The organism is Quadrisphaera sp. KR29 (genome assembly GCF_052644995.1).
Window position 1 is genome coordinate 24,937 of sequence record NZ_JBQXXG010000013.1, and the last position, 23,722, is coordinate 48,658.

Here is a 23,722-nt window from a genome sequence, read left to right on the forward strand (position 1 = left end):
GGCCGGCAGGTTCGGACGGGCTGCTGCCAGGCGGCGGAGGGGGTGGCGTGACGAGCAGGGCGGTCCAGCGGCGCTCGGTCGCGCGCATCGTCGACGTCGCCGCGCTGGCCGGCGTGTCCCCCGGCACGGCCTCCAAGGCCCTCAACGGCACCGGCCAGCTGCGCGCCGAGACCGTGCAGCGGGTGCGCCGGGCCGCCGACCAGCTCGGCTTCACCCCCGACGGCGTCGGCCGCGCCCTGTCCTCCGGCCGCAGCTTCACGGTGGGCCTGGTCACCACCGACAGCTTCGGGCGCTTCACCATCCCGGTGCTGCAGGGCGCCGAAGACGCCCTCGGCGCCGGCGACATGGCGGTGCTGCTCTGCGACACCCGCGACGACGCCCTGCGGGAGAAGCACCAGCTGCGGATGCTGGCCAGCCGCCGCGTCGACGGGATCATCGTCACCGGACGTCGCACCGACCCGCGCCCGCCGGTCGAGGTGCCCGGACCGGTGCCGGTGGTCTACGCCTTCCAGCCCTCGGCGCGCGAGGGCGACACCAGCGTCGTCGTCGACGACGCCGGCGGCGCCGCGCAGGCCGCACGCCACCTCCTCGAGCTCGGCCGGCGCAGGGTGGGGCACGTCACCGGCTGGCCCGAGCACCACAGCGCCCGCACCCGCGCCGCAGCCGTCGCCGGTGCGCTCGGCGACGCGCTCGCCGGCGAGCCGCTCTTCGGCGCCTGGAGCGAGCAGTGGGGCCGCCAGGCGGTCGACGTCCTGCTGCGGCGCCACCCGGACCTCGACGCCGTGAGCTGCGGCAGCGACCAGATCGCCCGCGGCGCCTGCGACAGGCTGCGCGAGCTGGGGCGCTCGGTGCCCGAGGACGTCGCGGTGACCGGCGTCGACGACTGGGAGGTCATGGCGCTGGCCTGCCGCCCCCCGCTGACCACCGTGGACCTGCGGCTGGCCGAGGTGGGCCGCCGCGCCGCGCAGCTGCTGCTCGACGCCGTCGACGGCCGCGAGGTGCCCCCGCGCACCGTGCTGCCAGCGCAGCTGGTGCTCCGCGCCTCCACGCTGGGCGCCTGAGCCGCGCCCCGGGCCGGGGTCAGACCAGGGAGACCCAGCTGCTCCAGAACGCCTGCGCCACCATCACGACGACGGCGAGGTAGGTCAGGACCACCGCGACCAGGCGGTACTCCACCAGCGTGGCCGCGGCGCGGCGCAGGCCGGCGGGCACGGGGACCACACCGCGGTCGAGGGAGTCGGCGGTGGTGGTCCAGAACATCGGGATCACGGCGGCCCACACCACCATGCAGTAGGGGCACAGCGCCCTGATCTCGTACAGGCTCTGCGTCACCAGCCAGCTGATGAAGACGAAGCCGAGGGTGATGCCCACCTGCCACCCGGCCCGCACCCACCGCGGCAGAGGGGTGCCGGATAGCAGCAGCACGCCCAGCGTCGTGGCCACGGCGAAGGCGGCGATGCCGAGCAGGGGGTTGGGGAACCCGAACAGCGCCGCCTGCGGCTGGGACATCACCGAGCCGCAGGAGATGAAGGGGTTCACGTCGCACGACGGCCGGTAGCCGGGGTCGGAGGCCAGCTTGAAGCGCTCGACGGTGAGGGTGAACGCGGCCAGGAAGCCGATCGCGCCGCCGACGGCCAGGAGCAGGCCCAGGCGCCGAGGGGGCACGGGGTCGGCCGAGAGGTGCCCCTCGGCGGCGCGAGCGCCGTCGTCCTCGAGGGGGCGCGACGACGACGCGCGGGGAGCGGGCGGCCTCACGCCGCTGCGGGTGCTCATCAGCCCGCGACGCCGATGGCGGTGGCGAGCGCCTGCTGGTCAGGCGCACCGCCCTGGTCGTTCTGGAGCAGCTGGCCGTCGACGAAGACGGTGGGCGTGCCCTGCACCGTCCGCGCGCCGCTGCTGTCGGTGAGCGCGAAGGCCGCCTCGGTGCGCTCCGCCACGAAGTCGTCGTAGGTGCGCGAGGCGACGCACGTGCCGATGTCGCCGCCGGCGGACTGCGCGATGGAGACGAGCCTGCTGTCGGTCAGACCGTCGGTGCCCTCGGCCGGCTGCTCCAGGTACATGGCGGTGTTGAAGGCGTAGAAGTCGACCCCGGGCTGGCCCGCCAGGCAGAAGGCGGCGTTGGCGGCGCGCGTGGAGTACTCCGTGCCGCTCGACTGGGCGTCGAGGAAGGAGATCGGGCGGTACTCCAGCTTGGTGGCCCCGGAGTCGACCTGCTCCTTGAGCCAGGGGCCGACCGACGCCTCGTAGGCCTTGCACACCGGGCACTGGTAGTCCTGGAAGACCGTCACCGTGTGGGGCGCGTCGGCCTGGCCCAGCACCACACCGCCGTCCGCGGTGACGCCCGGGGGGGTCGCCGCCGGCTCCCCGCCGCCGGCGCGGCTGATGCCGAAGGCGACGGCACCGATCACGAGGACCAGGGCGACGGCACCGGCGGAGATGGCGAGCACGCGGTTGCGGCGCTTGGCGCGCGCCTGCGCCTCGCGCATCTGGCGGGCCTTCTCACGGGCCGCCTCGCGGCGCGCGTCCTTGGTGGTGGGCCGGTCGGGCACGGGTCGTCCTCCAGGGTGTCCGGTCGGCTCACCAGCGTACGGGCGCCACCTGGGAGGAGGCTGCGACGACGCGGCGCTGTGACCCGCCTCCCACGACGGGGGCCGGCGGACCCGAGGGGAGGGTCAGCCCAGCCCCGGCGGGGGCGTGGTCAGCGGCGTCCAGTCCGGGGAGCCGCCGCTGCTGACGACCACCACCACGCAGGCCACCAGGACCAGGGCGAGCACGGACAGCGCGACCAGGCCGCCGGTGCGCCCCGGCAGCGCCCCGCGGACCGCGGTGCGCGCTCCGCGCCGCAGCGTGCGGCTGCCCGGTCCCCACCACGCGGTCGCCGTGCCCACCGCCACCGCCGCGGCCAGCGGCAGCGCCTGCCCGGGCACGGGGGTGCTCTGCGGGGCGATGGCCCATCCCACGAGGAAGGCCGTGCTCACCGCCATCGCCGCGGGCAGCAGCAGCGCCGGCAGCGAGGCGAGCGCCGCAAGCAGCAGCTGGCCGGGCAGCGAGAGGGCGACCACGGCGCCGTCGGAGCGGCGACGGCCGCGCTCGAAGCGGCGCCGCACCACGGCCGCCACCGACCTGTCCACGGTGCGCGCGACGACCACGCCCCCGGCGACGGTCATCGCCGCCACCAGCGGCGCCACGGCCCCCAGGGCCACCACGACCAGGAGCAGCAGGAGCAGGACGGCGCCGACCGGCGAGCGCCGCGCGGCGTCCTGCTCGCCGGCGGGCGCGGGCGGCGCGGGCCGCTCGTAGCCGGCGGGCGGCTCGTAGGGCTGCTGGAGGGACTGCTGGTGGGGTGGACCGGCGCGGTGGGCGCCGTCGTAGCCCGGCGGCGGGGCCGCGAAGGGGGACGGCGGCTCCACCACCTGGGTGCGGTCCCCGGAGCGGTCCGGGACCGGTGCGGGCTGGGCGCGGCCGGTGCCGGCGGGCAGCACCCGGGTGCCCTCGGGCGCCCCGAGCGCCGCGGTCGGGGCCGAGGCGGCGGTGGGCGCGGGCGCCCGCTCGTGGGGGGCGTCGGGGCCACCGGTGTCGCGCTCCGCGCCGCGCCGGGGCGGCTCGGGCCACGGCACGGGCGCGGCCTCCGGCGGCGCGCCGGCCAGCGGCGCGGCGGCCTCGGGCATCACGGTGGTCTCCGGCAGCACCGTGGACGTCCGCCCGGCACCGGGCTGGCCGGGCGCTGCCTGCGGCGTGCTCGTGGGGCTCAGTGCGGGCGCCGCGCCCGCGGCGGGCCGGTGCAGCGGCACGGCGGTGGTGGGCGCGGCGCTGGAGCCGGTGCGCACCGGCGGCCACGTGCCGCTGTCGGGCTCGAGCAGCCCCTGCACGGCCTGGCGCAGCCGGCGCGGCGGGGGGCGGTGGGCGGGGTCGGGCGAGAGCGCTCCCCGGAGCACCCCCACGAGGTCCTCGGGGGCGCCGTCCAGGTCCGCTGCCCCCCGCCGGACGCGGGAGAGGACGGCCTCCGACGGGCCGGTGCCGAAGGGCGGGCGGCCGGTGGCGGCGTAGGCGAGGGTGGCGGCCCAGCCCCACCAGTCACCGGAGGTGGTGGGGGCCGCGCCGTCGAGGACCTCCGGGGCCAGGTAGCCCGGGGTACCCATGACCAGGCCCGCGCTGGTGAGGCGCACGTCGTCGGCGACCTGCGCGATCCCGAAGTCGATGACCACGGGGTCGCCGTCGGCGACCAGCACGTTGCCGGGCTTGAGGTCGCGGTGGACCACCCCGGCGGAGTGGATGGCGGCCAGGGCGTCGCCGAGGCCCAGGCCCAGGCGCCCCAGGCCGGCTCCCGACAGCGGTCCCTCCCGCTCGACCAGCACGTCCAGCGGCGGCGCGGGCACGAACTCGGTGACGACGTAGGGCTGGTCGGCATCGGGGTCGGCGTCGAGGACCTCGGCCACGCGCGGGGAGCGGACCCGCTGCAGCGCGTCGACCTCGCGCGCCAGGCGGCTGCGCGCCGAGGGGTCGGCCGCGACGTGCGGGCGCAGCACCTTGATGGCCACGGCGCGCCCGGCGGGGTCGAGGCCGAGGTGCACCACGCCCATGCCGCCGCCGCCGATGACCTGCAGCAGGCGGTAGGGACCGAGCCGGCCGATGACGGACGGCGTGGCGGCGCCCGCGGGGACCGCCGCGCCGGGCTCGCGGCGCCCCGCGCCCTCGCGCGCGCCGAGCCCCGGGGTCCTGGCGTCCACCCCGCCACGGTACGCGGAGCGGGCGGCCCCGGCGCCGCGGCGCGGCGGGCCGGGAGTCGCGGCCCGGGTGGCGCCCGCCTAGGGTCGGTGCCGGGCTGGCCCCGGTCAGCGGGGCGTCGCACGAGCGGGGAGCTGGGCCGGGTGCCGCAGGGCGTGGGCGAGTACGACTTCGTGGTGGTGGCCAACCGGCTTCCGGTGGACCGGGTCGTCGCGGAGGACGGCGCGGTCTCCTGGCGCACCTCCCCGGGAGGCCTGGTCACGGCGCTCGAGCCGGTGATGCGCCGCGCGGACGGCGCCTGGGTTGGGTGGAGCGGCGACGCCGGCGAGGCGCCCGAGCCCTTCGACGGCGAGGACATGCACCTGGTCCCGGTGCCGCTGTCGGAGGAGGAGGTGGCCACCTACTACGAGGGCTTCTCCAACGACACGCTGTGGCCGCTGTACCACGACGTCATCGCCGTGCCCACCTACCACCGGGCCTGGTGGGACGCCTACGTCAAGGTCAACCACCGCTTCGCCGAGGCCGCGGCCTCCCAGGCCTCCCGCGGCGCCACGGTGTGGGTGCAGGACTACCAGCTGCAGCTGGTCCCCGCGGCGCTGCGCGAGCTGCGGCCCGACCTGAGGATCGGCTTCTTCAACCACATCCCGTTCCCCCCGTACGAGCTGTTCGCGCAGATGCCGTGGCGCCGGCAGGTGGTCGAGGGGCTGCTCGGGGCCGACCTCGTGGGCTTCCAGCGGCAGTCCGACGCCAACAACTTCCTGCGGGTGTGCCGGCGGCTGCTGGGACTGGACAGCCGCCGCCACCGCATCCGCGTGGCCGACGGGCAGGGCGGCGGGCGCGACGTGCACGCGGCGGCGTTCCCGATCTCCATCGACACCCCGGCCTTCGAGGAGCTGGCGGCCCGCCCGCCGGTGCAGTCGCGGGTGGCCGAGGTGCGCTTCGAGCTGGGGGCGCCGCGCAAGCTGCTCCTGGGGGTCGACAGGCTCGACTACACCAAGGGGATCATGCACCGGCTCAAGGCCTACGGGGAGCTGCTCGACGACGGCGCCGTCAGCCCCGAGGACACGGTGCTCGTCCAGGTGGCCACCCCGAGCCGCGAGCGGGTCGACAGCTACCGCCAGCTGCGCGACGAGATCGAGCTCGCGGTCGGCCGCATCAACGGCGAGCACGGCACCATCGGGCACGCCGCCGTCCACTACCTGCACCACAACCAGCCCCGCGAGGAGATGTCGGCGCTCTACCAGGCGGCCGACGTCATGCTCGTCACCGCGCTGCGCGACGGGATGAACCTCGTGGCCAAGGAGTACGTGGCCTCCCGCCTGGACGAGCGGGGCGTGCTGGTGCTGAGCGAGTTCACCGGGGCCGCCGACGAGCTGAGCGGCGCCGTGCTGGTCAACCCCCACGACATCTCGGGCCTCAAGCGCGCCCTGCTGCAGGCGCTGCAGATGCCCGAGCGCGAGCAGACCCGGCGCATGCGCCAGCTGAGACGGCGGGTCCGCAGCCACGACGTCACCCGGTGGGCCGAGGCGTTCCTCTCGGCCCTGGAGACCGGGCGCGGCTCCGGGGCGGCCGTGCCGGAGGCCGAGCAGGCCGCGGCGGGCGCGCGGTGACCACCTCCGGCCAGGCCCCGGCGGGCGAGGTCCCGGGGGTCCCCCCGGAGCTGCGCGCCGCCCTCGACCGCCTCGCCGCAGCGCCCTCGCTCCTGGTGGCCCTCGACTTCGACGGCGTGCTCGCGCCCATCGTCGAGGAGCCCGGGGCCGCGCGGGCGCTCCCCGCCAGCGCCGCCGCGCTGGAAGCGCTGACGGCGGTGGACGGCGTGGCCGTGGCCCTGGTCAGCGGGCGCGCCATGGAGTCCCTGCGCCAGGTCAGCGGCCCGCCGGCGGGCGCCCTGCTGGTCGCGAGCCACGGCGCGGAGGGTGACGGGACCCCCACCGACCTCGACGAGGACCACCGGGCGCTGCTGGCGCGCGTGGTCGAGGCGGTGAGCGCCGTCGTGGACGCCCACCCCGGGACCGCCCTGGAGCTCAAGCCCGCCGGAGCGGTGCTGCACACGCGCACCGCCGCGCGCGACACCGCCGCAGCCGCCGTCCGCGCCGTCGGCGAGGGCCCCGGCTCCTGGGAGGGCGTGCGCTCGCTGCCGGGCAAGGAGGTCGTCGAGCTGAGCGTGGTCGAGGCCGACAAGGGCAGCGCGGTCACGGCGCTGCGCGAGCGCCTCGCGCACGGCTCCGGCCAGCGGCCGGCCGTGCTCTACGCCGGTGACGACACGACCGACGAGGACGCGTTCGGCGTGCTGGACCCCTCCGCCGGGGACGTGGGCGTCAAGGTGGGCGAGGGCGCGACCGCCGCGGGCTTCCGCGTGGGCACCCCCGAGGACGTCGCGGCCCTCCTCGAGCACCTCGTGAGCGCCCTGGCGGCCTCGCCGCGGAAGCCGGGGTTCCCCGCAGGTCGCGCGTAGGGCAGTATGTGGCCCGGACACCGGCGTCCACCTCGGCTGCCGGCGCCCCTCCGCACGGCCACCGCTGGCCGGGCGGGGTCCCTCACTCGGATCGTCCGGCACGTTCCTGCCGGTGGGAGGACGCCTTCTCATGGCATCTGTGGTCTACGACAACGCGACGCGCCTGTACCCCGGCGGTGAGCGCCCGGCCGTCGACAAGCTGAACCTCGAGGTCGCCGACGGCGAGTTCCTCGTGCTGGTCGGCCCGTCCGGCTGCGGCAAGTCGACGTCGCTGCGCATGCTCGCCGGCCTGGAGGACGTCAACTCCGGCCGGATCCTCATCGGCGACCGCGACGTCACCGACGTCCAGCCCAAGGACCGGGACATCGCGATGGTGTTCCAGAACTACGCGCTGTACCCGCACATGACGGTGGCCGACAACATGGGCTTCGCCCTGAAGATCGCCGGCGTCAAGAAGGACGAGATCAAGACGCGCGTCGCCGAGGCCGCCAAGATCCTCGACCTCACGCAGTACCTCGAGCGCAAGCCGAAGGCGCTCTCCGGCGGTCAGCGCCAGCGCGTCGCCATGGGCCGCGCCATCGTGCGCCAGCCCCAGGTGTTCCTCATGGACGAGCCGCTGTCCAACCTCGACGCGAAGCTGCGCGTGCAGACCCGCACGCAGATCGCCCAGCTGCAGCGCCGCCTCGGCGTCACCACCGTCTACGTGACCCACGACCAGGTCGAGGCCATGACGATGGGTGACCGCGTGGCCGTGCTCAAGGACGGCCTGCTCATGCAGGTCGACAGCCCCCGGCGCATGTACGACCACCCGAACAACGTCTTCGTCGCCGGGTTCATCGGCTCCCCCGCCATGAACCTGCTGAACCTCGACGTCGTCGACGGCGGCGTGAAGTTCGGCTCCACGACGATCCCGGCCTCCCGCGAGGCCCTCGCGGAGACCGGCTCCACCGTGACGCTGGGCGTGCGCCCCGAGGACCTCGACCTCGCCGAGGACGGCCTGCCCGTCGAGGTCGACGTCGTCGAGGAGCTCGGCGCCGACGCCTACCTGTACGGCCGCGCGAAGCTGGGCTCCTCGGAGCAGCAGATCATCGCCCGCGTCGACGGCCGCCGTCCTCCCCAGGCCGGCTCCACGGTGCGCGTGGTGCCCAAGGCGAACCACATCCACCTGTTCTCCTCCAAGGACGGCCAGCGCATCGGCGACTGAGCCCGCCTGCTCCACCCGAGGGGCGTCCCGCTGCGGCGGGGCGCCCCTCGGCGCGTCAGACGTCGAGGAGGCGGCGGCCCTCGAAGGCGCGCCCGAGGGTGACCTCGTCGGCGTACTCCAGGTCGCCGCCGACAGGCAGCCCGGAGGCCAGGCGCGTGGTGCGCAGGCCCATCGGCTTCAGCATCCGGGCGAGGTAGGTGGCCGTCGCCTCGCCCTCGAGGTTGGGGTCGGTGGCCAGGATCACCTCGGTGACGTCCCCCGAGGCCAGGCGGGAGAGCAGCTCGCGCACGCGCAGGTCGTCAGGGCCGACGCCCTCGATGGGGCTGATCGCCCCGCCGAGCACGTGGTAGCGGCCGCGGAACTCCCGCGTGCGCTCGATGGCGACGACGTCCTTGGGCTCCTCCACGACGCACAGCACCGTGGGGTCGCGCCGCGGGTCGAGGCAGATGCGGCACTGCTCCTCCTGCGCCACGTTGCCGCACACCGAGCAGAACCTCACCCGCCGCTTGACCTCGGTGAGGGCCGACACGAGGCGGGCCACCTCGTCCTCATCGGCGGCGAGCAGGTGGAACGCCAGGCGCTGGGCGCTCTTGGGCCCCACACCGGGGAGCCGCCCGAGCTCGTCGATGAGGTCCTGGACCGCGCCCTCGTACACGCGTCGAGCCTACGTGCCGGCGCCGACCGCGCGGGCACGGACGACGCCGCGCCCGTGCGCCGCGGCCCTCAGCTGCGCTCGTCGACCGAGAGCACCCGGCCGCCGAGCAGCCGCTGCACGACCGGCAGGCCGACCTGGCCCGACCCCTCGGCGTCGGGGTCGTCGCGGCTCGGCTCGTCCTCGGGGACGGGACGGGCCTGCGCCGCGGCGCTCGCCCCGGCAGGACCACCGCCCGGCGCGCCCCCCGCCCCGGCGGCGGAGCGCATGGCGGAGCGCGCGAGGTCGGCGCCGCTCAGGGGCCGGCCCGGGGCAGGGGGGCGCGGGGCCGCAGGACCCGCCGCCGTCGAGGGCGCCGACGGGGCGACCCGCGCAGGGACCGCCGGTGGCGGGGGCGTCGGCGGCGCCTCGGGCGCCGACCGCGCCGCGGCCCCCGGACGCTGGCGCGACAGCTGGCCGGGCTCCGCCCACGGGTCCTCGTGCTCCGGTGGCGGGGGCTCCCCGTCATCGGGCGGCTCGGGGGGCGGGACGTCCTCCCACGGCGGCGGCGCGGAGCTGCGGGCCCGCTGGCGGGACGGCTCGGCGGGCGCAGCGGGGCGCTGCGGGGCGCCGGCGGGCGGCGACCCCGCTCCAGCCGGCCGCTCGCGCCGCTCGGGGCCCACGGACGGCTGGCGCTGCTCGGGGCCCGCGGACGGCTGGCGCTGCTCGGGGCCCGCGGACGGCTGGCGCTGCTCGTCCCGCGGCGGCCGGGCCGGTCCGGGCGGCCCGGCGGGTCCGGTCGGCTGAGCCGGCTCGGACCGCGGGCCGGCCGCCGAGGGAGCTCGGCCGGCCGAGGTCGGCCCGGACGGCGCGGACGCCGTCCCGGGCAGCGGCGCTCCGGCGTTCACCGCGATGACCTGCCGGTCCAGGCCGAGCACGGCGATGAGCGCCTCGCGGACGAAGTCGGCGTGGGGCCCGGTGCTGAAGGCCTGCAGCGTGCCGGGCCGGGCGAAGTGGAGCACCACGCGCTGGTCGTCGACGTGCGCGACCTGCGCGTCCTGGCTCACGCGCGTCCAGGTGCGGCGCTTGACGGTGGCGAGGTGGTCGAGCACCTCGGGCCACATGCGGCGCACGGCCTCGGTGGAGTGCGGCCCGGAGGGCGCGCCGGTGGGCACGGAGCCCACGGGGTCCGGGGCCGCTGCGACGGGTGTGGCCGCCACGTCCTCCTCGTCGGGAGCCCGCTCGGGGGCCCGTTCCGGCGCCCGCTGCGCGACCGGGGTTCCGGCCGGCGCGGTGCCGGGTCCCTCGGCCTGCCCCCAGCCGTGCTCGGCGGTGTCGGGCCCGACGGCGTCCGCCGGGGGCTCCGCAGCGGCGGGGGCCGCCGGGCGCGCCTGCTCGGCTGCTGGTGGGACCCCGACGTCCCGCCGCCGCGCCATGACGTCCCTGACGTGCTGGGCGCCGCGCGGCTCACCGGCGTCCTCCGGCGCCGCGGCGGAGGGGTCGCCGGCGCCGCCGGGCAGCGAGCGGGCGGCCCCCGCGTGGTCGGCCGCTGGGGCGCCGCCGGCGGCGGGGACGCCGCCGGGGACCGCCAGGCGCCTCTCGACGCGGTCCAGGCGCGCCGCGAGGCCGCGCTCGCCGTCGTCGGCGGCGGGCAGCAGCATCCGGGCGCACAGCAGCTCCAGGTGCAGGCGCGGGGAGGTGGCGCCCGTCATCTCGGTGGAGGCGGTGTTGGCGAGGTCGGCCGCGCGCGACAGCTGCGCGGCGCCGAAGCCCGCCGCCTGCAGCGCCATGCGCTCCAGCTGGTCTGCGGGGACCCCCGGGAAGACCTGGGCGGCGCGCTCGCCCACGGCCTGCACCACGACGAGGTCGCGCAGGCGCTGCAGGAGGTCGTCGACGAAGCGTCGCGGGTCCTGTCCGGAGGAGATGACCCGGTCGACCACCTGGAACACCGTGGCGCCGTCGCCAGCGGCGAAGGCCGCGGTGACGTCGTCCAGGAGGGTCGCGTGGGTGTACCCCAGGAGCCCGACCGCGTTCTCGTAGTCGATGCCGTCGGGGCCGGCCCCCGCGGCCAGCTGGTCGAGCACGGACAGCGAGTCGCGCACCGACCCGGCGCCGGCGCGCACCACCAGGGGCAGCACGCCCGGTCCCACCTGCACGCCCTCGGCGTCGCAGACCTGCTGCAGGTGCGCCTGGAGCACCTGCGGCGGCACGAGGCGGAACGGGTAGTGGTGGGTGCGCGAGCGGATGGTGCCGAGCACCTTGTCCGGCTCGGTGGTGGCGAAGATGAAGGCGATGTGGGGCGGGGGCTCCTCGACGATCTTCAGCAGGGCGTTGAAGCCCTGGGGCGTCACCATGTGCGCCTCGTCGACGATGAAGACCTTCTGCCGGTCGCGCGCCGGGGCGAAGGTGGCGCGCTCGCGCAGCTCGCGGGCGTCGTCGACGCCGCCGTGGCTGGCCGCGTCGATCTCGACCACGTCCAGGCTGCCCGGGCCGCCGCGGGCGAGCTCGACGCAGCTGTCGCAGGTGCCGCACGGGGTGTCGGTGGGGCCCTGGGCGCAGTTGAGGCAGCGAGCCAGGATCCGCGCCGAGGTCGTCTTGCCGCAGCCGCGCGGCCCGGAGAAGAGGTAGGCCTGGCCCACGCGCCCCGAGCGCAGGGCGGCGCGCAGCGGCTCGGTGACGTGCTCCTGGCCGATGACCTCCGCGAAGGAGTCGGGCCGGTAGCGGCGGTACAGGGCGGTGGCCACGTCAGCATCCTCCCGCCGGGTTCCGACAGCTCGGGGCCGCCGCTGCAGCGCCTGTGGACAGCGGGGCCTGACAGGGAAGGACCCCTCGCGCACCCACCAGAGCCCACCTGCCCTTGCTGCCTTCCGGCCCTGGGGGGGTTCAGCAGGATGGCGCCGCACGAGGGGCCGGGCCCCACTGTAGCGCGGCGCGCCGGGGGCGCCGAGCACCGGCGAGGGGTGGCGGGGGACCGCTGACGGACGCCGCGGCGGTCCGGTATCGTCGGCTGCGGAGGATTCGCCTAGTGGCCTATGGCGCTCGCCTGGAACGCGGGTTGGGTTAACAGCCCTCGCGGGTTCAAATCCCGCATCCTCCGCCCTCGGGGCCCGGACGGTCGTGACCGTCCGGGCCCCGCTGCGTCCCCGCTCCCACGGGCTGTCAGACCCCTCTGCGACGGTGCACGCGTCGTCGAGGAGGCGCCCCGGGCGCCCCAGGAGGAGGTCAGCGTGCCGGTGCTGGAGGAGATGGACTGCCCGTGGTGCGCGGGGCCGCAGCCCTTCGAGGTGCCGCCGTGCGCCGACGGGCACGGTCCGCAGTGCCCCGAGCGGGTGTGCACCCGCTGCTCGGGCGCCCTGGTGCTGTCCTCGCCGGCCGCCGCGGCGCTCCCCCGCCCCCACCTCGCGGTGGTCGCCTGACGGCCCGGCGGGCCTCGGCGCGCACCGCCCGGCGTAGGGTCGACCAGGTGATCTTCGCCCGCGTCGGAGACTCCCGGCCCTATCCCGAGCACGGTGTCGACACGCCCCGCCAGTGGGCCGCGGTGGCCCCGCGGCAGGTTCGCCTGGACGAGCTGGTGACCACGAAGCGGACGCTGGACCTGGGCAGCCTGCTCTCGGAGGACTCCACGTTCTACGGGGACCTCTTCGCCCACGTGGTGCAGTGGCGCGGCGAGCTCTACCTGGAGGACGGCCTGCACCGGGCGCTGCGGGCGGCGCTGCAGCAGCGCAGCGTGCTCCACGCGCGCGTGCTCGTCCTGCCCGACTGACGCCGGGCCCCCCGGCCCCCGCGGCCGGGGAGCACGCTCACAGCAGCCGGCGGTCGCTCGCCCAGCGCGTCAGCTCGTGGCGGTTGGACAGCTGCAGCTTGCGCAGCACCGCCGAGACGTGGGTCTCCACGGTCTTGACCGAGATGAACAGCTGCCTGGCCACGTCCTTGTAGGCGTAGCCGCGGGCGATCAGCCGCATCACCTCCCGCTCCCGCGCGGAGAGCCGGTCCAGCTCCGCGTCGGTGGAGGCGACCTCCCCGCCCCCGCCGGCGGCGCCGAAGGCGTCCAGCACGAAGCCGGCCAGGCGCGGGGAGAAGACGGCGTCGCCGTCGGCGACGCGGCGCACGGCGTCGGCGAGGGCCGCGGCGTCGACGGACTTGGTGACGTAGCCGCGCGCCCCGGCCCGCACGACGGCGATGACGTCCTCGGCGGCGTCGGAGACGCTGAGCGCCAGGAAGCGCACCGGCTCGCCGTCGGGTCGCACCGCGCCCGCGCACCGGCGCAGCACCTCCGCACCGCCGCTGCCCGCTCCGCCGGGGGCGTCCCCACCGGGCAGGTGCACGTCGAGCAGGACGACGTCGGGCGCCAGCCGCCGCACGGCCTCGACGGCGGAGGGGACGTCGTCGGCCTCCCCGACCACCACCAGGTCGGCGGGCAGGACCGCGCGCACGCCCGAGCGCACGAGGGCGTGGTCGTCGACGAGGAGGACCCTCAGGGCGCTCACCGCTGCCCTCCCGCCGGGTCGTCCCCGACGGGCGCTGCCGCCGCCCCCGGGCCGGGTGCCGTGCTGAGCGAGACCTCCGTGCCCCCGCCCGGCGCCGGCCCGACGTGCGCCGACCCCCCGGCCCTGCCCATCCTGCCGAGCACCGAGTCGCGCACGCCGCGGCGGTCGGGGGGCACCGCCGCCGGGTCGAAGCCGTCGCCGTGGTCGCGCACGAAGGCCTCCGCGCCGGCGGGTCCGGCCTCGAGGTAGACCTGCACGGGCGGCCGGGCGTGGCGCACGGCGTTGAGCACCGCCTCCCGCAGCGCGGCCACCAGCGCCTCCTCCACCCGGCCGACCTCGCGGTCCCCCACGACGACCACCTCGACCGGGACACCGACCGCGTCCTCGACGTCGGCGGCCTCGGCGCGCACGCGCTCGGCGAGGGTGGCCTCCTCGCGCCCCGGCCCACCGGTGCGTCCGCCGTAGAGCCACTCGCGCAGCTCGCGCTCCTGGCGCCGCGCCAGGCGGGTCACGGTGGCCGGGTCGTGGCTGTGGCGCTGCAGCAGGGACAGGGTCTGCAGCACCGAGTCGTGCAGGTGGGCGGCGACCTCGGCGCGCTCGGCCTCGCGCAGCCGCGCGGTGCGCTCGGCGGACAGGTCGCGCAGCAGGCGGAGCACCCACGGCGCCACCACCAGCGCGGCGCCCCCGAGCACCGCGAGCGCCGCCACGGCCGCGGGTCCCAGAGCCTGGGCCCGCCCGCCGCCCAGGGCGAGCAGCACGAGGCCGCCGGCGGCCAGGGCCGCGCCGAGCAGCACGCGGCGGGTGCCGTCGGGGGTGCCACCGCCCGCCTGGGCGAGCAGCGCGGAGCGGGTGGGCGGCGCGAGCGCTCCCCAGGCGACGGCCGCCCCCGCCAGCCCGGCGGCCACCGGGACCAGGGCGGCGGCGGAGGCGTCCACGCCGCCGCGCTGGAGCAGCAGCTGGGCACCGGCGGCGAGCAGGACGGCGCCGACGACCAGCTGCGCGCCCGCGCCGCCGGACGGGCTCCACCGCGTGAGCCGCTCCGCCACCCCGCGGCCGGGCTCGCCCGGTGCCGGCTCGCCGTCGAGGGGCACCAGCACCCACAGCAGCGCGTAGCCCACCACGCCCGCGCCGCCCGCCGCGGCCAGGCCCACCCACAGCACGCGCACCACGGCCACGGGCAGGCACAGGTGGCTCGCGGTGCCCGCCGCCACCCCACCCACCCAGCGCCCGCCCAGCGGCCGGCGCAGGGGCTGGCGGCGCGCACCGCCAGCCGCTGCGCCGGCCGCGCGCGCTCGTGCACCGGGGGCCGGGGAGCTGGAGGCCGTGGTCGTCACCGGCCCATCGTGGCGGCTGCTGCGCCGGGGGTCACCCGTGCGGGACCCTGGCCGGACCCCGAGCCGCGGCCGCCAGGGCCAGGGTCGGGCCAGGGTCGTCACCGGATCCGCCGAGACCACCACCGGAGCACGCTCGACGCCATGACCACCTCACCGACCACCGCCGCCGGAGACCCCGGCCCCTCCGACCCCGCGGGCGCCGGCCCGACGGGTCCCGCGCCGACGGCTCCAGGCCCGGCGGGCGCGCACGGCGCGCCGCGCACCGCGTTCTGGGACTGGCTGGCGCGCCTGGACCTGCGCCGCTCCGACGAGCGCTGGCTGGGCGGCGTCGCCGCCGGCGTCGCCGACCGCCTCGGGATCGACCCGGTGCTGCTGCGCGTCCTGGTCGTCGTCGTGTCGCTGCTGGGCGGCGCGGGCCTGGTCCTGTACGCCGCCGCGTGGCTGCTGCTGCCCGACCGGGCAGGCCGGATCGAGGCGCGCGCCCTCGTCGGCGGGGAGGTCTCGGCCGCCGCGCTGCTCGCGCTCGGCCTGGTCGCCGTGGCCACCGTGGTGCCCGACCCGTGGTCCTGGGCGGTGGACGGACAGGTCGTCACCGGCGGTGACGTGGTCGCCCTGGTCGTGGTCGGCGTGGCGCTGGTCGTCGCGGTGGCGCTGCTGCCGAGGCTGGTGCCGGTCTCGGCGGGCGGGGTGCGTCCCGACGGCGGCGCCGTCCGGGGTCCGGGGAGCCACGGGGCCCGCAGCGCGCCGCCGAGGGCCCAGCAGGCGGCGGTGCCCGCCTGGCTCACGTGCGCCGTGCTGGGCCTGGGGCTGCTGGCGGGAGCCGCGACGTGGCTCGCGGCCCGGCCCGAGGCGCTGCGCTCCCTGGGGCTCGGCGGGTGGCGGGCCCTGGGCGCGGGCCAGGAGGTCCTCACGACGCCGCAGGTGGTCGCACTCGCCGTCGGGGCGGGCACCGCGGTGCTGGCCGTGGCGCTGCTCGCCGCGGGGCTCGCGGGGCGGCGCGGGGACGGCCTCGGGTTCTGGGCGGTCAGCGGCGCCACCACCGCGCTCCTCGCGCTGGGCGTGCCGCCCGGCGCCGACGTGCGGGCCGTCGGCGACGTCGACTGGCGCCCGCTGACCGCGGCGCAGGCCGAGCGCGGCTTCGCCTCCTGGGCGGGCGACTCCACGCTGGACCTGCGGGCCCTGACCGACGACCCCGCCGCCACCGGCCGCACGGTGCGGGTGGAGCTGCGGCACGGCTTCGGCGACGCGCGGGTGGTCGTCCCCGCCGGCGCCGAGGTGGAGGTCCGCACCGGCGGGGTCATCGGCGCGGTGGTGACCCGCGGCGAGGGGTGGACCACCCGGGGCCGCGAGGACGGCTTCTTCACCAGCACCACCTCGACGGCGACGCCGGTGGCGGGCGGCGACGCCGAGGCCGTGCGCCTCCTCGTCGACGCCCGCACCGCCATCGGCCAGCTCGAGGTCGTCAGGAGCGCAGCATGAGCACCGATCCGACCCTCCCCCGCACCGACCAGCAGCCCGGCGAGCAGCCCGGCGAGCAGCCCGGCGAGCCGGCCCCGGGCGGACCGCACGTGCCGAGTCTGGTGACGGGCCTGGCCGCGCTCCTCGTCGCCGTGCTGGTGGGGCTGGGCGTGCTCACCGACGTGCGGGTCGACGCGGTGGCGGTCGCCGCCGCGGCGCTGGTGGTGCTGGGCGGCCTGCTCGTGGCCGGCGGCCTGGCCGCGGGCCTGCGGGGGCGCTGACCCGCTGGCGGGCGGCCCGGAGACGACGAGACGGCGGCGCCCCTGCGGGCGCCGCCGTCTGCGTGGCGGTGGCGGTGGGATTTGAACCCACGGAGAGCTCTCACCCTCACACGCTTTCGAGGCGTGCTCCTTAGGCCGCTCGGACACGCCACCGCGACAGACCCTACCGGCTGCGGCGGTGCTCCTCGAAGAACCCCCTCAGCAGCGTGGCGCACTCGGCCTCGAGCACCCCGCCGACCACCTCGGGCCGGTGGTTGAGCCGCGGGTCGCGCACGACGTCCCACACCGACCCCACGGCCCCGGCCTTGGGGTCCCAGGCGCCGAAGACCAGGCGCGCCACCCGCGCCAGGACCACGGCGCCGGCGCACATGGTGCACGGCTCCAGGGTCACCGCCAGCGTCGCGCCCTCCAGCCGCCACGACCCGGCCGCGGCGGCGGCGCGGCGCAGGGCGACCACCTCGGCGTGCGCCGTCGGGTCACCCGTGGCCTCGCGCTCGTTGCCGCCCGCCCCCAGCACCAGCCCGGAGGCGTCGACGACGACGGCGCCGACCGGCACGTCGCCGGCGGCCAGGGGGGCCGACCTGGCCCGGGCGAGCGCCAGCCGGAGCAGCCGCTCGTCGTCGCGGGGGGCGGGCAGCGAGACGGGCAGCGGGGCAGGACCGCTCAGCGCAGCGCCTCGAGCAGGTCCACGAAGCCGACCCGCTCCCCCACGGCCACCAGGGCGCTGGCCGGGTCGCGGGACTCGGCGGTGTCGGCCAGCTCGCTGCCGGGCAGGTCGAGGTCGGCCAGCAGGTCGGCGTCGCCGGCCCACGTGGGGGCCGCCACGCGCGCGGCGCTGTCCTCCTCCTCGTCCTCCTGCGGCGCCGGCTGCGGGGCCGGGGCGTCGGCGGTGACGCTCAGCAGCTCCCCGTAGTGGCTGGTGGAGGCGGCCGGGAGGTCGGAGACGAAGGCCCGCGGCTCCTCGCCGTCGACCCTGACGAGGGCGAACCACTCGTCCTCGCGCTCGAGCACCACGAGCAGGGGCCCAGGGGCCTCTCCGGTGCCCTCGACTGCGGCGCGCACCTCGTCGGCCAGCTCCTCGACGTCCACGGCGTCCTCGACGTCGAGGTCGACGGAGCGCCAGCCGTCTCCGTCGGAGGCCAGGACCGCGGTGAAGTACGACATGGGTGTCATCGTGGCGCAGACGCGCGCGGCAGGCGAGGGCCCGCGGCGCGTCCAGGACCCCGCGGGACTGGGTAGGGTCGTCGACCGTGCGCGTCCAGGTCGTCGACCACCCGCTGGTGGCCCACAAGCTGACGGTCCTGCGGGACTCCAGGACCGAGTCGCCCACCTTCCGGCGCCTCGCGGACGAGCTCGTCACGCTCCTGGCCTACGAGGCCACGCGCGGGGCGCGCGTGGAGCCGCTGGAGATCTCCACGCCCGTGGCGCCGACCACGGGCGTCAAGCTGGCCAGCCCCAAGCCGCTGGTGGTGCCGATCCTGCGCGCCGGGCTCGGCATGCTCGACGGGATGACCCGGCTGCTGCCGACCGCGGAGGTCGGGTTCCTCGGCATGGTCCGCGACGAGGAGACGCTGCAGGCCAGCACGTACGCGCACCGCCTGCCCGACGACCTCTCGGGGCGGCAGTGCTACGTGCTCGACCCGATGCTCGCCACCGGCGGGACGCTGGTGGCCGCGATCCGCTACCTCTTCGAGCTGGGGGCGACCGACGTCACCGCGGTGTGCCTGCTGGCCGCGCCCGAGGGGGTGGAGGTGGTGACCTCCTCCTTCGGCGCCGACGCCCCGATCACGGTGGTCACGGCCGCCGTCGACGAGCGCCTGGACGAGAACGGGTACATCGTCCCCGGACTGGGAGACGCCGGGGACCGCCTCTACGGCGTGGTCTGACGCCCGGGCCCCCGCACCCGCGCGGGGCTCAGGCGGCCTCCGCCTCGGCGTCCTCCAGCTGGGCCCGCAGCCTCTCGAGCGTGCGGGCGAGCAGCCGCGAGACCTGCATCTGGGTGACCCCGATGTCGGCGGCGATCTGGCTCTGCGTCCAGCCGCGGAAGAAGCGCAGGGACAGGATCCGCCGGTCGCGCTCGGGCAGCGACGCGAGCAGCGGCGCCACGCTGACGTGGTCGACCACCCTGTCGATGGCGCCGTCGTCCTCACCGAGCGTCGCCCCCAGGGGCGTGCCGTCGGCCTCGCCGTCCATGGGGGCGTCCAGGGAGGCCAGGTGGTAGTCCTGCGCGGCGGCGAGCGCCTCGATGACCTCCTCCTGGTCGACCCCGAGGTGCTCTGACAGCTGGGTCACCGTGGGAGCGCGCCCGATCTTCTGGGTGAGCTCGGCGGCCGCGGCGCCCAGGGACAGGCGCAGCTCCTGCAGGCGCCGCGGGGGCCGCACGCCCCACTGGCGGTCGCGGAAGTGGCGGCGCAGCTCTCCGGTGATGGTGGGCACGGCGTAGGGCAGGAAGCCGCGGCCCTTGCCCGGCTGGTAGCCCTGCGCCGCCTTCACCAGGGCGAGGGAGGCGACCTGCACCAGGTCGTCCTGCTGCTCGCCGCGGTCGCGGAACCGCGCGGCCAGCGCCTTGGCGACCGGGAGGTTGAGGACGACGACCTCGTCGAGCAGCCGGGCCCGCTCCGCGCCGTCGGCCACCGAGGCGCGGGCCAGGAGCTCCTCCGTGGCCTGCTCGCGGGCGCTGCCGGGGGCGGACGCGGGCGCGGCGGGCGCGCTGGGCGCGGTCGGCGCGGTGGCCTGGGGTCCGGAGCCCACCGGGGAGCTCGGGGCCTCAGGGGCGTCGACGGACGCGGTCATCGGGGCTCCTGTGCTCTCGCGTCGTTTCGCCGCACGGGCGCGGTCGCCCCGTGGCGGGCAGCCGGCGCGGCGGGGACCGCCGGGCTCCGCCCTGGGACGCGGACCAGCACAGCACCGCCCCGGACCCCCGGCAAGCCGAGCCAGGAGTGGTTCAACCGGAGTGGTTGGAGCGTCCCCCCGGTGGTAGGCAGGGCCCATGCCGGAACCCGCACCCGAAGCCCAGCACGACCGCCAGCGGCTCCTGCAGGAGATCGTCGCGGGGGTGCACGCCGACCACGCCGGTGGTGACCTGGACGTGGTGCGCGAGGCGCTCACCCGTCGCATCGCCGAGCGCGGCTTCCCCGAGCAGCCCGCCAAGTGGGTGGACGACACGGCCGCCGAGGTGAGCCAGGGCCGGCACGTGGTGGTCGACAGGGAGCTGGGCGTCGACTCGCCCCTCGAGGAGACCACCGACAGCGCCGAGCAGAAGACCCGCGAGGAGAGCCGATGAGCGAGCACGACGACCAGCACGACGCCGCTGCCCCCCTGGGCACGGGCACGGCGGACGACCCCACCGCCGGTCTGCCCGAGGTGACCGAGGCCGACATCGCAGCGGCGATGGGGGTGAACTCCGTCCCCGACGAGGTCCGCGTGGTCTCCGACGACGCCGACGAGACCGGTCAGGTCATGGACGCCACCGGTCGGCTGGGCGAGCCGGCCGAGGAGGAGCCGGAGGGGCACCGGGCCCAGTAGCCCCTGTCCGCGCTGACGTCCCGTGCAGACCTTCCTGCCCTTCCCCGGGTTCGCCGAGAGCGCGGCCGTGCTGGACGCCCCCCGGCTCGGCAAGCAGCGCGTGGAGGTGCTGCAGGTGCTGCGCGCCCTGGAGCTGCCCGAGTACGGCTGGAGCAGCCACCCGGTGGTCGCCATGTGGCGCGGCCGGACGCCGGCGCTGGTCCGCTACGGCCTGGACTGCGTGCGCGAGTGGGTCGGCCGCGGGCACGCCGACTCCACGGCCGAGCAGATCACCGAGTTCGCCCCGGAGGCCGCCACCGCCACGCAGCAGGACCTGGCGGCCTCCGGCCAGCTGCCGTCCTGGCTCGGGCGCGCCGACCTGCACCGCTCGCACCGGTCAAACCTGCTGCGCAAGGACCCCGCCTTCTACGGGCCGCGCTTCGAGGCGGGGCTGGCCGACGACCTGGAGTACGTGTGGCCGGGTGCTGACGACGTGCCCGAGCGGCCCGTCGTGCCCGGGCGCGCCCTGTGGGTGGTCCGCGCGGCCGATGCGACCACGCTGGGGGTGCTCGTCGGCCAGGGCGTCGTGGGGCTCGACACCAGCAGCGGCGTGGACGTGCCCGCCGACCTGGCCCCCGCAGCCGGGGGGCTGCGCGCCCTGCTCGCCGAGCGCGGCGAGGCGACCGGGACCAAGCGCCGGCCGGGCAAGGCGCTGCGGCAGCTGGAGGCCCTGGTGGCGCAGGTCGCCGTCGGCGACGAGGTCGCCGTCCCGGTGCAGGAGGGCCGTGCCCTGCTGCTGGGCCAGGTGAGCGGGGAGTACTCCTTCGCGGGCAGCGCCGCCCTGGTGCCGCACCGGCGCCCCGTGCGCTGGCTCGACGTGGTCCCGCGGGCGGCCCTGGTCCGGCCGGCGCAGCTGCAGGACCCGCGCTCGCTGTTCCGGGTGGCGCTCTCCCTGGGAGCGTCCGCGGCGGCCTGAGCAGCCCCGGCACCCGACCGCCGCCGGGTCGCTCAGCCCCGTCCGGGCAGCACGACCGGGCCGGCCTCCCGGGGGCGGGGCCGGTCTTGGAGGTGCAGGCGCACGGCGACGACCGCGACGTCGTCGTCGGGGCGGGTGCACACCAGGCGCTCCAGCAGGGCGTCGCACAGCTGCTGCAGCGGCAGGTGCCCCAGCTCGGCGAGCAGGTGGCGCAGCCGGTCCAGCCCGGCGTCCAGGGACCGCCCGCGGCGCTCCACGAGGCCGTCGGAGTACAGCAGCACCGTGCTGCCGCGCTCGACGACCTCGACGCCCTCCTGGCGCTCGGCGAGGGCCTCGAAGCCCAGCAGCAGGTCGGGCTCGTCAGCCTCGAGCACCTGCACGCCACCGTCGGGGTGCAGCACCAGCGGCGGGGGGTGCCCCGCGCTGCTCCAGCGCAGCGCCACCGTGCCGGCGTCGCGCTCGCGCGGGCCCCGCTCCAGGCGCAGCACCGCGGCCGTCGCCGTGGTGGAGACCATCAGGCCGGGGATCGCGGCGTCGAGGCGCTGCAGCACCTCCGCGGGGCCGGCGCCGGTCGTGTAGGCGATGCCGCGCAGCAGCCCGCGCAGCTGGCCCATGGCCGCGGCCGCCGCCGTGTCGTGCCCCACGACGTCGCCGATGACGACGACGGTGGACCCGTCGGGCTGCAGGAAGGCGTCGTACCAGTCGCCGCCCACCTGGGCGGCTGCAGCGGCCGGCAGGTAGCGCACGGCCACCTCGAGGTGGTCGGGCTCGGGCGGGGCCGTCAGCAGGCTGCGCTGCAGCTCCTCGGCCAGCTCGCGCTGCTGCTCGTACAGGCGGGCGTTCTCCAGCGCCGCCCCGGCGCGCGAGGCCACCTCGCGGGCGGTGGCGACGTCGTCCTCCCCGGGTGCGCTGCGCCCGGGGCCCCAGAACAGCGACAGCGCGCCGAGGGTGCGGCCGTGCGACGTCAGCGGCAGCACGCAGCAGGCCTCCGGCCCCAGCTCGGCGATGAGCTGGCGCGCCTGCGGGTCGTCCACGGAGGCGCCCAGCACCTCGACGGCCCCCTCGGGCACTGCCTGGGCCTCCCCGCTGGCCAGCGCCCGCAGCAGCGGCGAGGTCTGCCTCATCGCCCGCGAGCGCCGCGCGGCGTAGCGCTCGACCGTCCGGACGCGGTCGGGGTCGCGGTGGGCCCAGCCGACGTCGCGCAGGGTCGCCGGCCCGTCCTCGCCCACCAGCGTCACCACCGACCAGTCGGCCAGGGCCGGCACGACCAGCGCGGCCAGCCGCGCGACCGCGGTGCGCGCGTCGAGCACCTCGGTGAGCTCCTCGGTGGTGCAGGCGAGCAGCCGCAGGCGGGCAGCCGCGGCGTCGGCGCGCTCCTGGGCCCGGCGGCGCTCGGTGATCTCCAGGAAGTACACCGACAGGCCGTCGGGGACCGGCCAGGCGCGCACCTCGTACCAGCCGTCCAGCGGGGGCGGGTAGTGCGCCTCGAACGCGCACGGCTGCCCCGTGGCCAGAGCGGCGCGGTAGTGGTGCTCGAAGGGGCCGTCGAGGGAGGCGGGGAACAGGTCCCACAGCACCCCTCCCAGGAGCTCGCTGCGCGGACGGCCCAGGAGGCGCTCGGCCTCGGCGTTGACGTAGGTGAAGCGGAAGGAGCGGTCCAGGCTGTAGAACGCCGCGGACATGCTCTCAAGCACGCGGGCGACGCGCGCCTCGCCCTCGTGCACCTCCGTGGTGTCGTAGGCGGCGCCGATGAGCCGCACCGCCCTCCCGCCGGAGTCGGACAGGGTGCGGCCGCGGGCCTGCACCCAGCGCACCGCGCCGCCGGGCCGCTGCACCCGGTACTCGGCCTCGTACTCCCCGCGGGTCTCGATGGAGCGGGCCACCGCGGCCGAGACGCGATCGAGGTCGTCGGGGTGCACGAGCGCGTTGAAGGCCTCGATGGTGCCGCCGAACTCCTCCCGGGTCACCCCGAAGACCTCCAGCAGCCGCGCGTCCCACTCCAGGGCGCCGGTGAGCAGGTCCCAGTCGAAGCTGCCCACGCCCGCGGCGTCCACGGCCAGCGCGACCCGCAGCCGGCTCCTCTCGACGTCGCCGGCGATGCGCTCCAGGTCCAGCTCGGCCGCCGCGCTGGCAGCGAGGTGCTGCAGCGCCGCGACCTGGTGGCCCTCCCAGCGGCGCGGCTCCGGTCCGTAGGCGCACAGGACCGCCGTCGTCCGGCCGTCCGTGACCACGGGCACACCCAGGTAGCAGCGCACCACACCGGCCTCGACAGCGGGCAGGCCGGCGGCGCGGGGGTCGGTGCCGGCGTCCTCCACGACGAGGGGGCGCTCCTCGGCGGCGACCAGCCGGCACAGCGTCTCCTGCGGGCGCTCGCAGCGGCGCGGCGGCAGGCCGGGGGGCGCCCCCGCCGAGCCGACCACCTCGTGCACGTCGCCCTTGACCAGGGCGACCTGCGCCCACGGCGCCCCGACGAGCCGTGCTGCCAGGTCTGCCAGCCGGTCCAGGCCCGTGGCCGCGGCGGCGGAGGCCTGGTCGCCGGGGTGGCTGCCGCGGGACAGGTCGGCCCGGGTCACCGCCTGACCACCCTCCACCGCACCCCCCGCTCGTCGGCTCGCCCGGAGCGCGGTGCCCGCGCCGCCCCGCCCCTGGAGCAGCAGGGCCGCCAGC

At 77.5% G+C, this 23,722-nt stretch carries 23 protein-coding genes, 2 tRNA genes and 1 other RNA gene; 13 read left to right on the top strand and 13 right to left on the bottom strand.

Annotated elements, in window-relative coordinates; translation table 11 throughout:
• Positions 1-47 precede the first annotated feature (47 nt).
• On the top strand, positions 48-1,061 hold the full coding sequence (locus tag ACUN9U_RS12675) for a LacI family DNA-binding transcriptional regulator (protein ID WP_445485359.1): 1,014 nt from the start codon (positions 48-50) through the stop codon (positions 1,059-1,061).
• A 19-nt stretch (positions 1,062-1,080) separates the two neighbouring features.
• Here ACUN9U_RS12675 and ACUN9U_RS12680 read toward each other — a convergent pair whose 3' ends face one another.
• The 3 genes from ACUN9U_RS12680 to ACUN9U_RS12690 form a co-directional block, all read right to left on the bottom strand.
• Positions 1,081-1,773, bottom strand: coding sequence for a vitamin K epoxide reductase family protein (locus ACUN9U_RS12680; protein WP_445485360.1), 693 nt, complete (start codon positions 1,771-1,773; stop codon positions 1,081-1,083).
• Positions 1,773-2,549 (bottom strand): DsbA family protein, encoded by a 777-nt coding sequence (locus tag ACUN9U_RS12685; RefSeq protein WP_445485361.1) that lies wholly within the window; start codon positions 2,547-2,549, stop codon positions 1,773-1,775. Before ACUN9U_RS12685 ends, ACUN9U_RS12680 begins: the two co-directional genes overlap by 1 nt.
• A 123-nt stretch (positions 2,550-2,672) precedes the next feature.
• Positions 2,673-4,727, bottom strand: coding sequence for a protein kinase domain-containing protein (locus tag ACUN9U_RS12690; protein ID WP_445485362.1), 2,055 nt, complete (start codon positions 4,725-4,727; stop codon positions 2,673-2,675).
• Positions 4,728-4,868: 141 nt separating this feature from the next.
• On the opposite strand from ACUN9U_RS12690, the gene otsA reads away from it, so the two are divergent.
• From otsA to ACUN9U_RS12705, 3 genes are all read left to right on the top strand, one after another.
• Complete coding sequence (gene otsA / locus ACUN9U_RS12695) at positions 4,869-6,335, top strand: alpha,alpha-trehalose-phosphate synthase (UDP-forming) (RefSeq protein WP_445485363.1); 1,467 nt, start codon at positions 4,869-4,871, stop codon at positions 6,333-6,335.
• The gene (gene otsB / locus ACUN9U_RS12700; RefSeq protein ID WP_445485364.1) at positions 6,332-7,180 is read left to right on the top strand and encodes a trehalose-phosphatase; all 849 of its coding nucleotides are present in this window, start codon (positions 6,332-6,334) and stop codon (positions 7,178-7,180) included. The genes otsA and otsB overlap by 4 nt, the downstream gene beginning before the upstream one ends.
• A gap of 130 nt (positions 7,181-7,310) precedes the next feature.
• Positions 7,311-8,384, top strand: a complete 1,074-nt coding sequence (locus tag ACUN9U_RS12705; protein WP_445485365.1) for an ABC transporter ATP-binding protein — start codon at positions 7,311-7,313, stop codon at positions 8,382-8,384.
• Positions 8,385-8,439: 55 nt separating this feature from the next.
• On the opposite strand, the gene recR is transcribed toward ACUN9U_RS12705, so the two are convergent.
• The 3 genes from recR to ffs form a co-directional block, all read right to left on the bottom strand.
• Positions 8,440-9,039, bottom strand: a complete 600-nt coding sequence (gene recR / locus ACUN9U_RS12710) for a recombination mediator RecR (protein ID WP_445485366.1) — start codon at positions 9,037-9,039, stop codon at positions 8,440-8,442.
• A gap of 68 nt (positions 9,040-9,107) precedes the next feature.
• Positions 9,108-11,759, bottom strand: a complete 2,652-nt coding sequence (locus ACUN9U_RS12715) for a DNA polymerase III subunit gamma and tau (protein ID WP_445485367.1) — start codon at positions 11,757-11,759, stop codon at positions 9,108-9,110.
• A gap of 73 nt (positions 11,760-11,832) precedes the next feature.
• Positions 11,833-11,929, bottom strand: an RNA gene (ffs, locus tag ACUN9U_RS12720) — signal recognition particle sRNA small type.
• A 97-nt stretch (positions 11,930-12,026) separates the two neighbouring features.
• Between ffs and ACUN9U_RS12725 the strand changes: the two genes are divergently transcribed.
• From ACUN9U_RS12725 to ACUN9U_RS12735, 3 genes are all read left to right on the top strand, one after another.
• A tRNA-Ser gene (locus ACUN9U_RS12725) sits at positions 12,027-12,112 on the top strand.
• 130 nt (positions 12,113-12,242) lie between these two features.
• On the top strand, positions 12,243-12,431 hold the full coding sequence (locus tag ACUN9U_RS12730) for a hypothetical protein (RefSeq protein WP_445485368.1): 189 nt from the start codon (positions 12,243-12,245) through the stop codon (positions 12,429-12,431).
• Positions 12,432-12,478: 47 nt separating this feature from the next.
• Positions 12,479-12,778: a type II toxin-antitoxin system VapB family antitoxin gene (locus ACUN9U_RS12735; protein ID WP_445485369.1), complete on the top strand. Its 300-nt coding sequence runs from the start codon at positions 12,479-12,481 to the stop codon at positions 12,776-12,778.
• A 37-nt stretch (positions 12,779-12,815) separates the two neighbouring features.
• Here the strand turns inward: ACUN9U_RS12735 and ACUN9U_RS12740 are convergent, their stop codons facing one another.
• Positions 12,816-13,502, bottom strand: coding sequence for a LuxR C-terminal-related transcriptional regulator (locus ACUN9U_RS12740; RefSeq protein ID WP_445485370.1), 687 nt, complete (start codon positions 13,500-13,502; stop codon positions 12,816-12,818).
• Positions 13,499-14,836 carry a PspC domain-containing protein gene (locus ACUN9U_RS12745; RefSeq protein WP_445485371.1) on the bottom strand — a complete coding sequence of 446 codons (1,338 nt, stop codon included), beginning with the start codon at positions 14,834-14,836 and terminating at the stop codon, positions 13,499-13,501. Before ACUN9U_RS12745 ends, ACUN9U_RS12740 begins: the two co-directional genes overlap by 4 nt.
• Before the next feature lie 141 nt (positions 14,837-14,977).
• Between ACUN9U_RS12745 and ACUN9U_RS12750 the strand changes: the two genes are divergently transcribed.
• Both ACUN9U_RS12750 and ACUN9U_RS12755 read left to right on the top strand, forming a co-directional pair.
• Positions 14,978-16,315 (top strand): PspC domain-containing protein, encoded by a 1,338-nt coding sequence (locus tag ACUN9U_RS12750; protein ID WP_445485372.1) that lies wholly within the window; start codon positions 14,978-14,980, stop codon positions 16,313-16,315.
• The gene (locus tag ACUN9U_RS12755) at positions 16,312-16,575 is read left to right on the top strand and encodes a hypothetical protein (protein ID WP_445485373.1); all 264 of its coding nucleotides are present in this window, start codon (positions 16,312-16,314) and stop codon (positions 16,573-16,575) included. Before ACUN9U_RS12750 ends, ACUN9U_RS12755 begins: the two co-directional genes overlap by 4 nt.
• A gap of 63 nt (positions 16,576-16,638) precedes the next feature.
• Here the strand turns inward: ACUN9U_RS12755 and ACUN9U_RS12760 are convergent.
• The 3 genes from ACUN9U_RS12760 to ACUN9U_RS12770 all read right to left on the bottom strand — a co-directional run bounded on the left by ACUN9U_RS12760 (position 16,639) and on the right by ACUN9U_RS12770 (position 17,739).
• Positions 16,639-16,728, bottom strand: a tRNA-Ser gene (locus tag ACUN9U_RS12760).
• 10 nt (positions 16,729-16,738) lie between these two features.
• Positions 16,739-17,242: a tRNA adenosine(34) deaminase TadA gene (gene tadA, locus ACUN9U_RS12765; RefSeq protein ID WP_445485449.1), complete on the bottom strand. Its 504-nt coding sequence runs from the start codon at positions 17,240-17,242 to the stop codon at positions 16,739-16,741.
• The gene (locus ACUN9U_RS12770; RefSeq protein WP_445485374.1) at positions 17,239-17,739 is read right to left on the bottom strand and encodes a tRNA adenosine deaminase-associated protein; all 501 of its coding nucleotides are present in this window, start codon (positions 17,737-17,739) and stop codon (positions 17,239-17,241) included. The genes tadA and ACUN9U_RS12770 overlap by 4 nt, the downstream gene beginning before the upstream one ends.
• 86 nt (positions 17,740-17,825) lie before the next feature.
• Here ACUN9U_RS12770 and upp point away from each other — a divergent pair, with 86 nt between their 5' ends.
• The gene (upp, locus tag ACUN9U_RS12775) at positions 17,826-18,461 is read left to right on the top strand and encodes a uracil phosphoribosyltransferase (RefSeq protein WP_445485375.1); all 636 of its coding nucleotides are present in this window, start codon (positions 17,826-17,828) and stop codon (positions 18,459-18,461) included.
• A 28-nt stretch (positions 18,462-18,489) separates the two neighbouring features.
• Here upp and ACUN9U_RS12780 read toward each other — a convergent pair whose 3' ends face one another.
• A complete protein-coding gene (locus tag ACUN9U_RS12780; RefSeq protein ID WP_445485376.1) occupies positions 18,490-19,368 on the bottom strand; it encodes a SigB/SigF/SigG family RNA polymerase sigma factor in 879 nt (292 codons plus the stop codon).
• Between the two features lie 196 nt (positions 19,369-19,564).
• On the opposite strand from ACUN9U_RS12780, the gene ACUN9U_RS12785 reads away from it, so the two are divergent.
• The 3 genes from ACUN9U_RS12785 to ACUN9U_RS12795 are packed head-to-tail and all read left to right on the top strand — an operon-like array spanning position 19,565 to position 21,055.
• Complete coding sequence (locus ACUN9U_RS12785) at positions 19,565-19,858, top strand: hypothetical protein (protein WP_445485377.1); 294 nt, start codon at positions 19,565-19,567, stop codon at positions 19,856-19,858.
• A complete protein-coding gene (locus ACUN9U_RS12790) occupies positions 19,855-20,100 on the top strand; it encodes a hypothetical protein (protein ID WP_445485378.1) in 246 nt (81 codons plus the stop codon). The genes ACUN9U_RS12785 and ACUN9U_RS12790 overlap by 4 nt, the downstream gene beginning before the upstream one ends.
• A gap of 22 nt (positions 20,101-20,122) precedes the next feature.
• Positions 20,123-21,055: an MSMEG_6728 family protein gene (locus ACUN9U_RS12795; RefSeq protein WP_445485379.1), complete on the top strand. Its 933-nt coding sequence runs from the start codon at positions 20,123-20,125 to the stop codon at positions 21,053-21,055.
• A gap of 32 nt (positions 21,056-21,087) precedes the next feature.
• Here ACUN9U_RS12795 and ACUN9U_RS12800 read toward each other — a convergent pair whose 3' ends face one another.
• Positions 21,088-23,628 carry a SpoIIE family protein phosphatase gene (locus tag ACUN9U_RS12800; protein ID WP_445485380.1) on the bottom strand — a complete coding sequence of 847 codons (2,541 nt, stop codon included), beginning with the start codon at positions 23,626-23,628 and terminating at the stop codon, positions 21,088-21,090.
• Positions 23,629-23,722: the final 94 nt, after the last annotated feature.

Bases quoted from the DNA above. Each gene is read 5' to 3' on its own strand.
- ACUN9U_RS12680 (WP_445485360.1), bottom strand. From the start codon at position 1,773: ATGAGCACCCGCAGCGGCGTGAGGCCGCCCGCTCCCCGCGCGTCGTCG.
- ACUN9U_RS12705 (WP_445485365.1), top strand. From the start codon at position 7,311: ATGGCATCTGTGGTCTACGACAACGCGACGCGCCTGTACCCCGGCGGT.
- ACUN9U_RS12750 (WP_445485372.1), top strand. From the start codon at position 14,978: ATGACCACCTCACCGACCACCGCCGCCGGAGACCCCGGCCCCTCCGAC.
- ACUN9U_RS12755 (WP_445485373.1), top strand. From the start codon at position 16,312: ATGAGCACCGATCCGACCCTCCCCCGCACCGACCAGCAGCCCGGCGAG.
- ACUN9U_RS12770 (WP_445485374.1), bottom strand. From the start codon at position 17,739: ATGTCGTACTTCACCGCGGTCCTGGCCTCCGACGGAGACGGCTGGCGC.
- ACUN9U_RS12780 (WP_445485376.1), bottom strand. From the start codon at position 19,368: ATGACCGCGTCCGTCGACGCCCCTGAGGCCCCGAGCTCCCCGGTGGGC.
- ACUN9U_RS12785 (WP_445485377.1), top strand. From the start codon at position 19,565: ATGCCGGAACCCGCACCCGAAGCCCAGCACGACCGCCAGCGGCTCCTG.
- ACUN9U_RS12790 (WP_445485378.1), top strand. From the start codon at position 19,855: ATGAGCGAGCACGACGACCAGCACGACGCCGCTGCCCCCCTGGGCACG.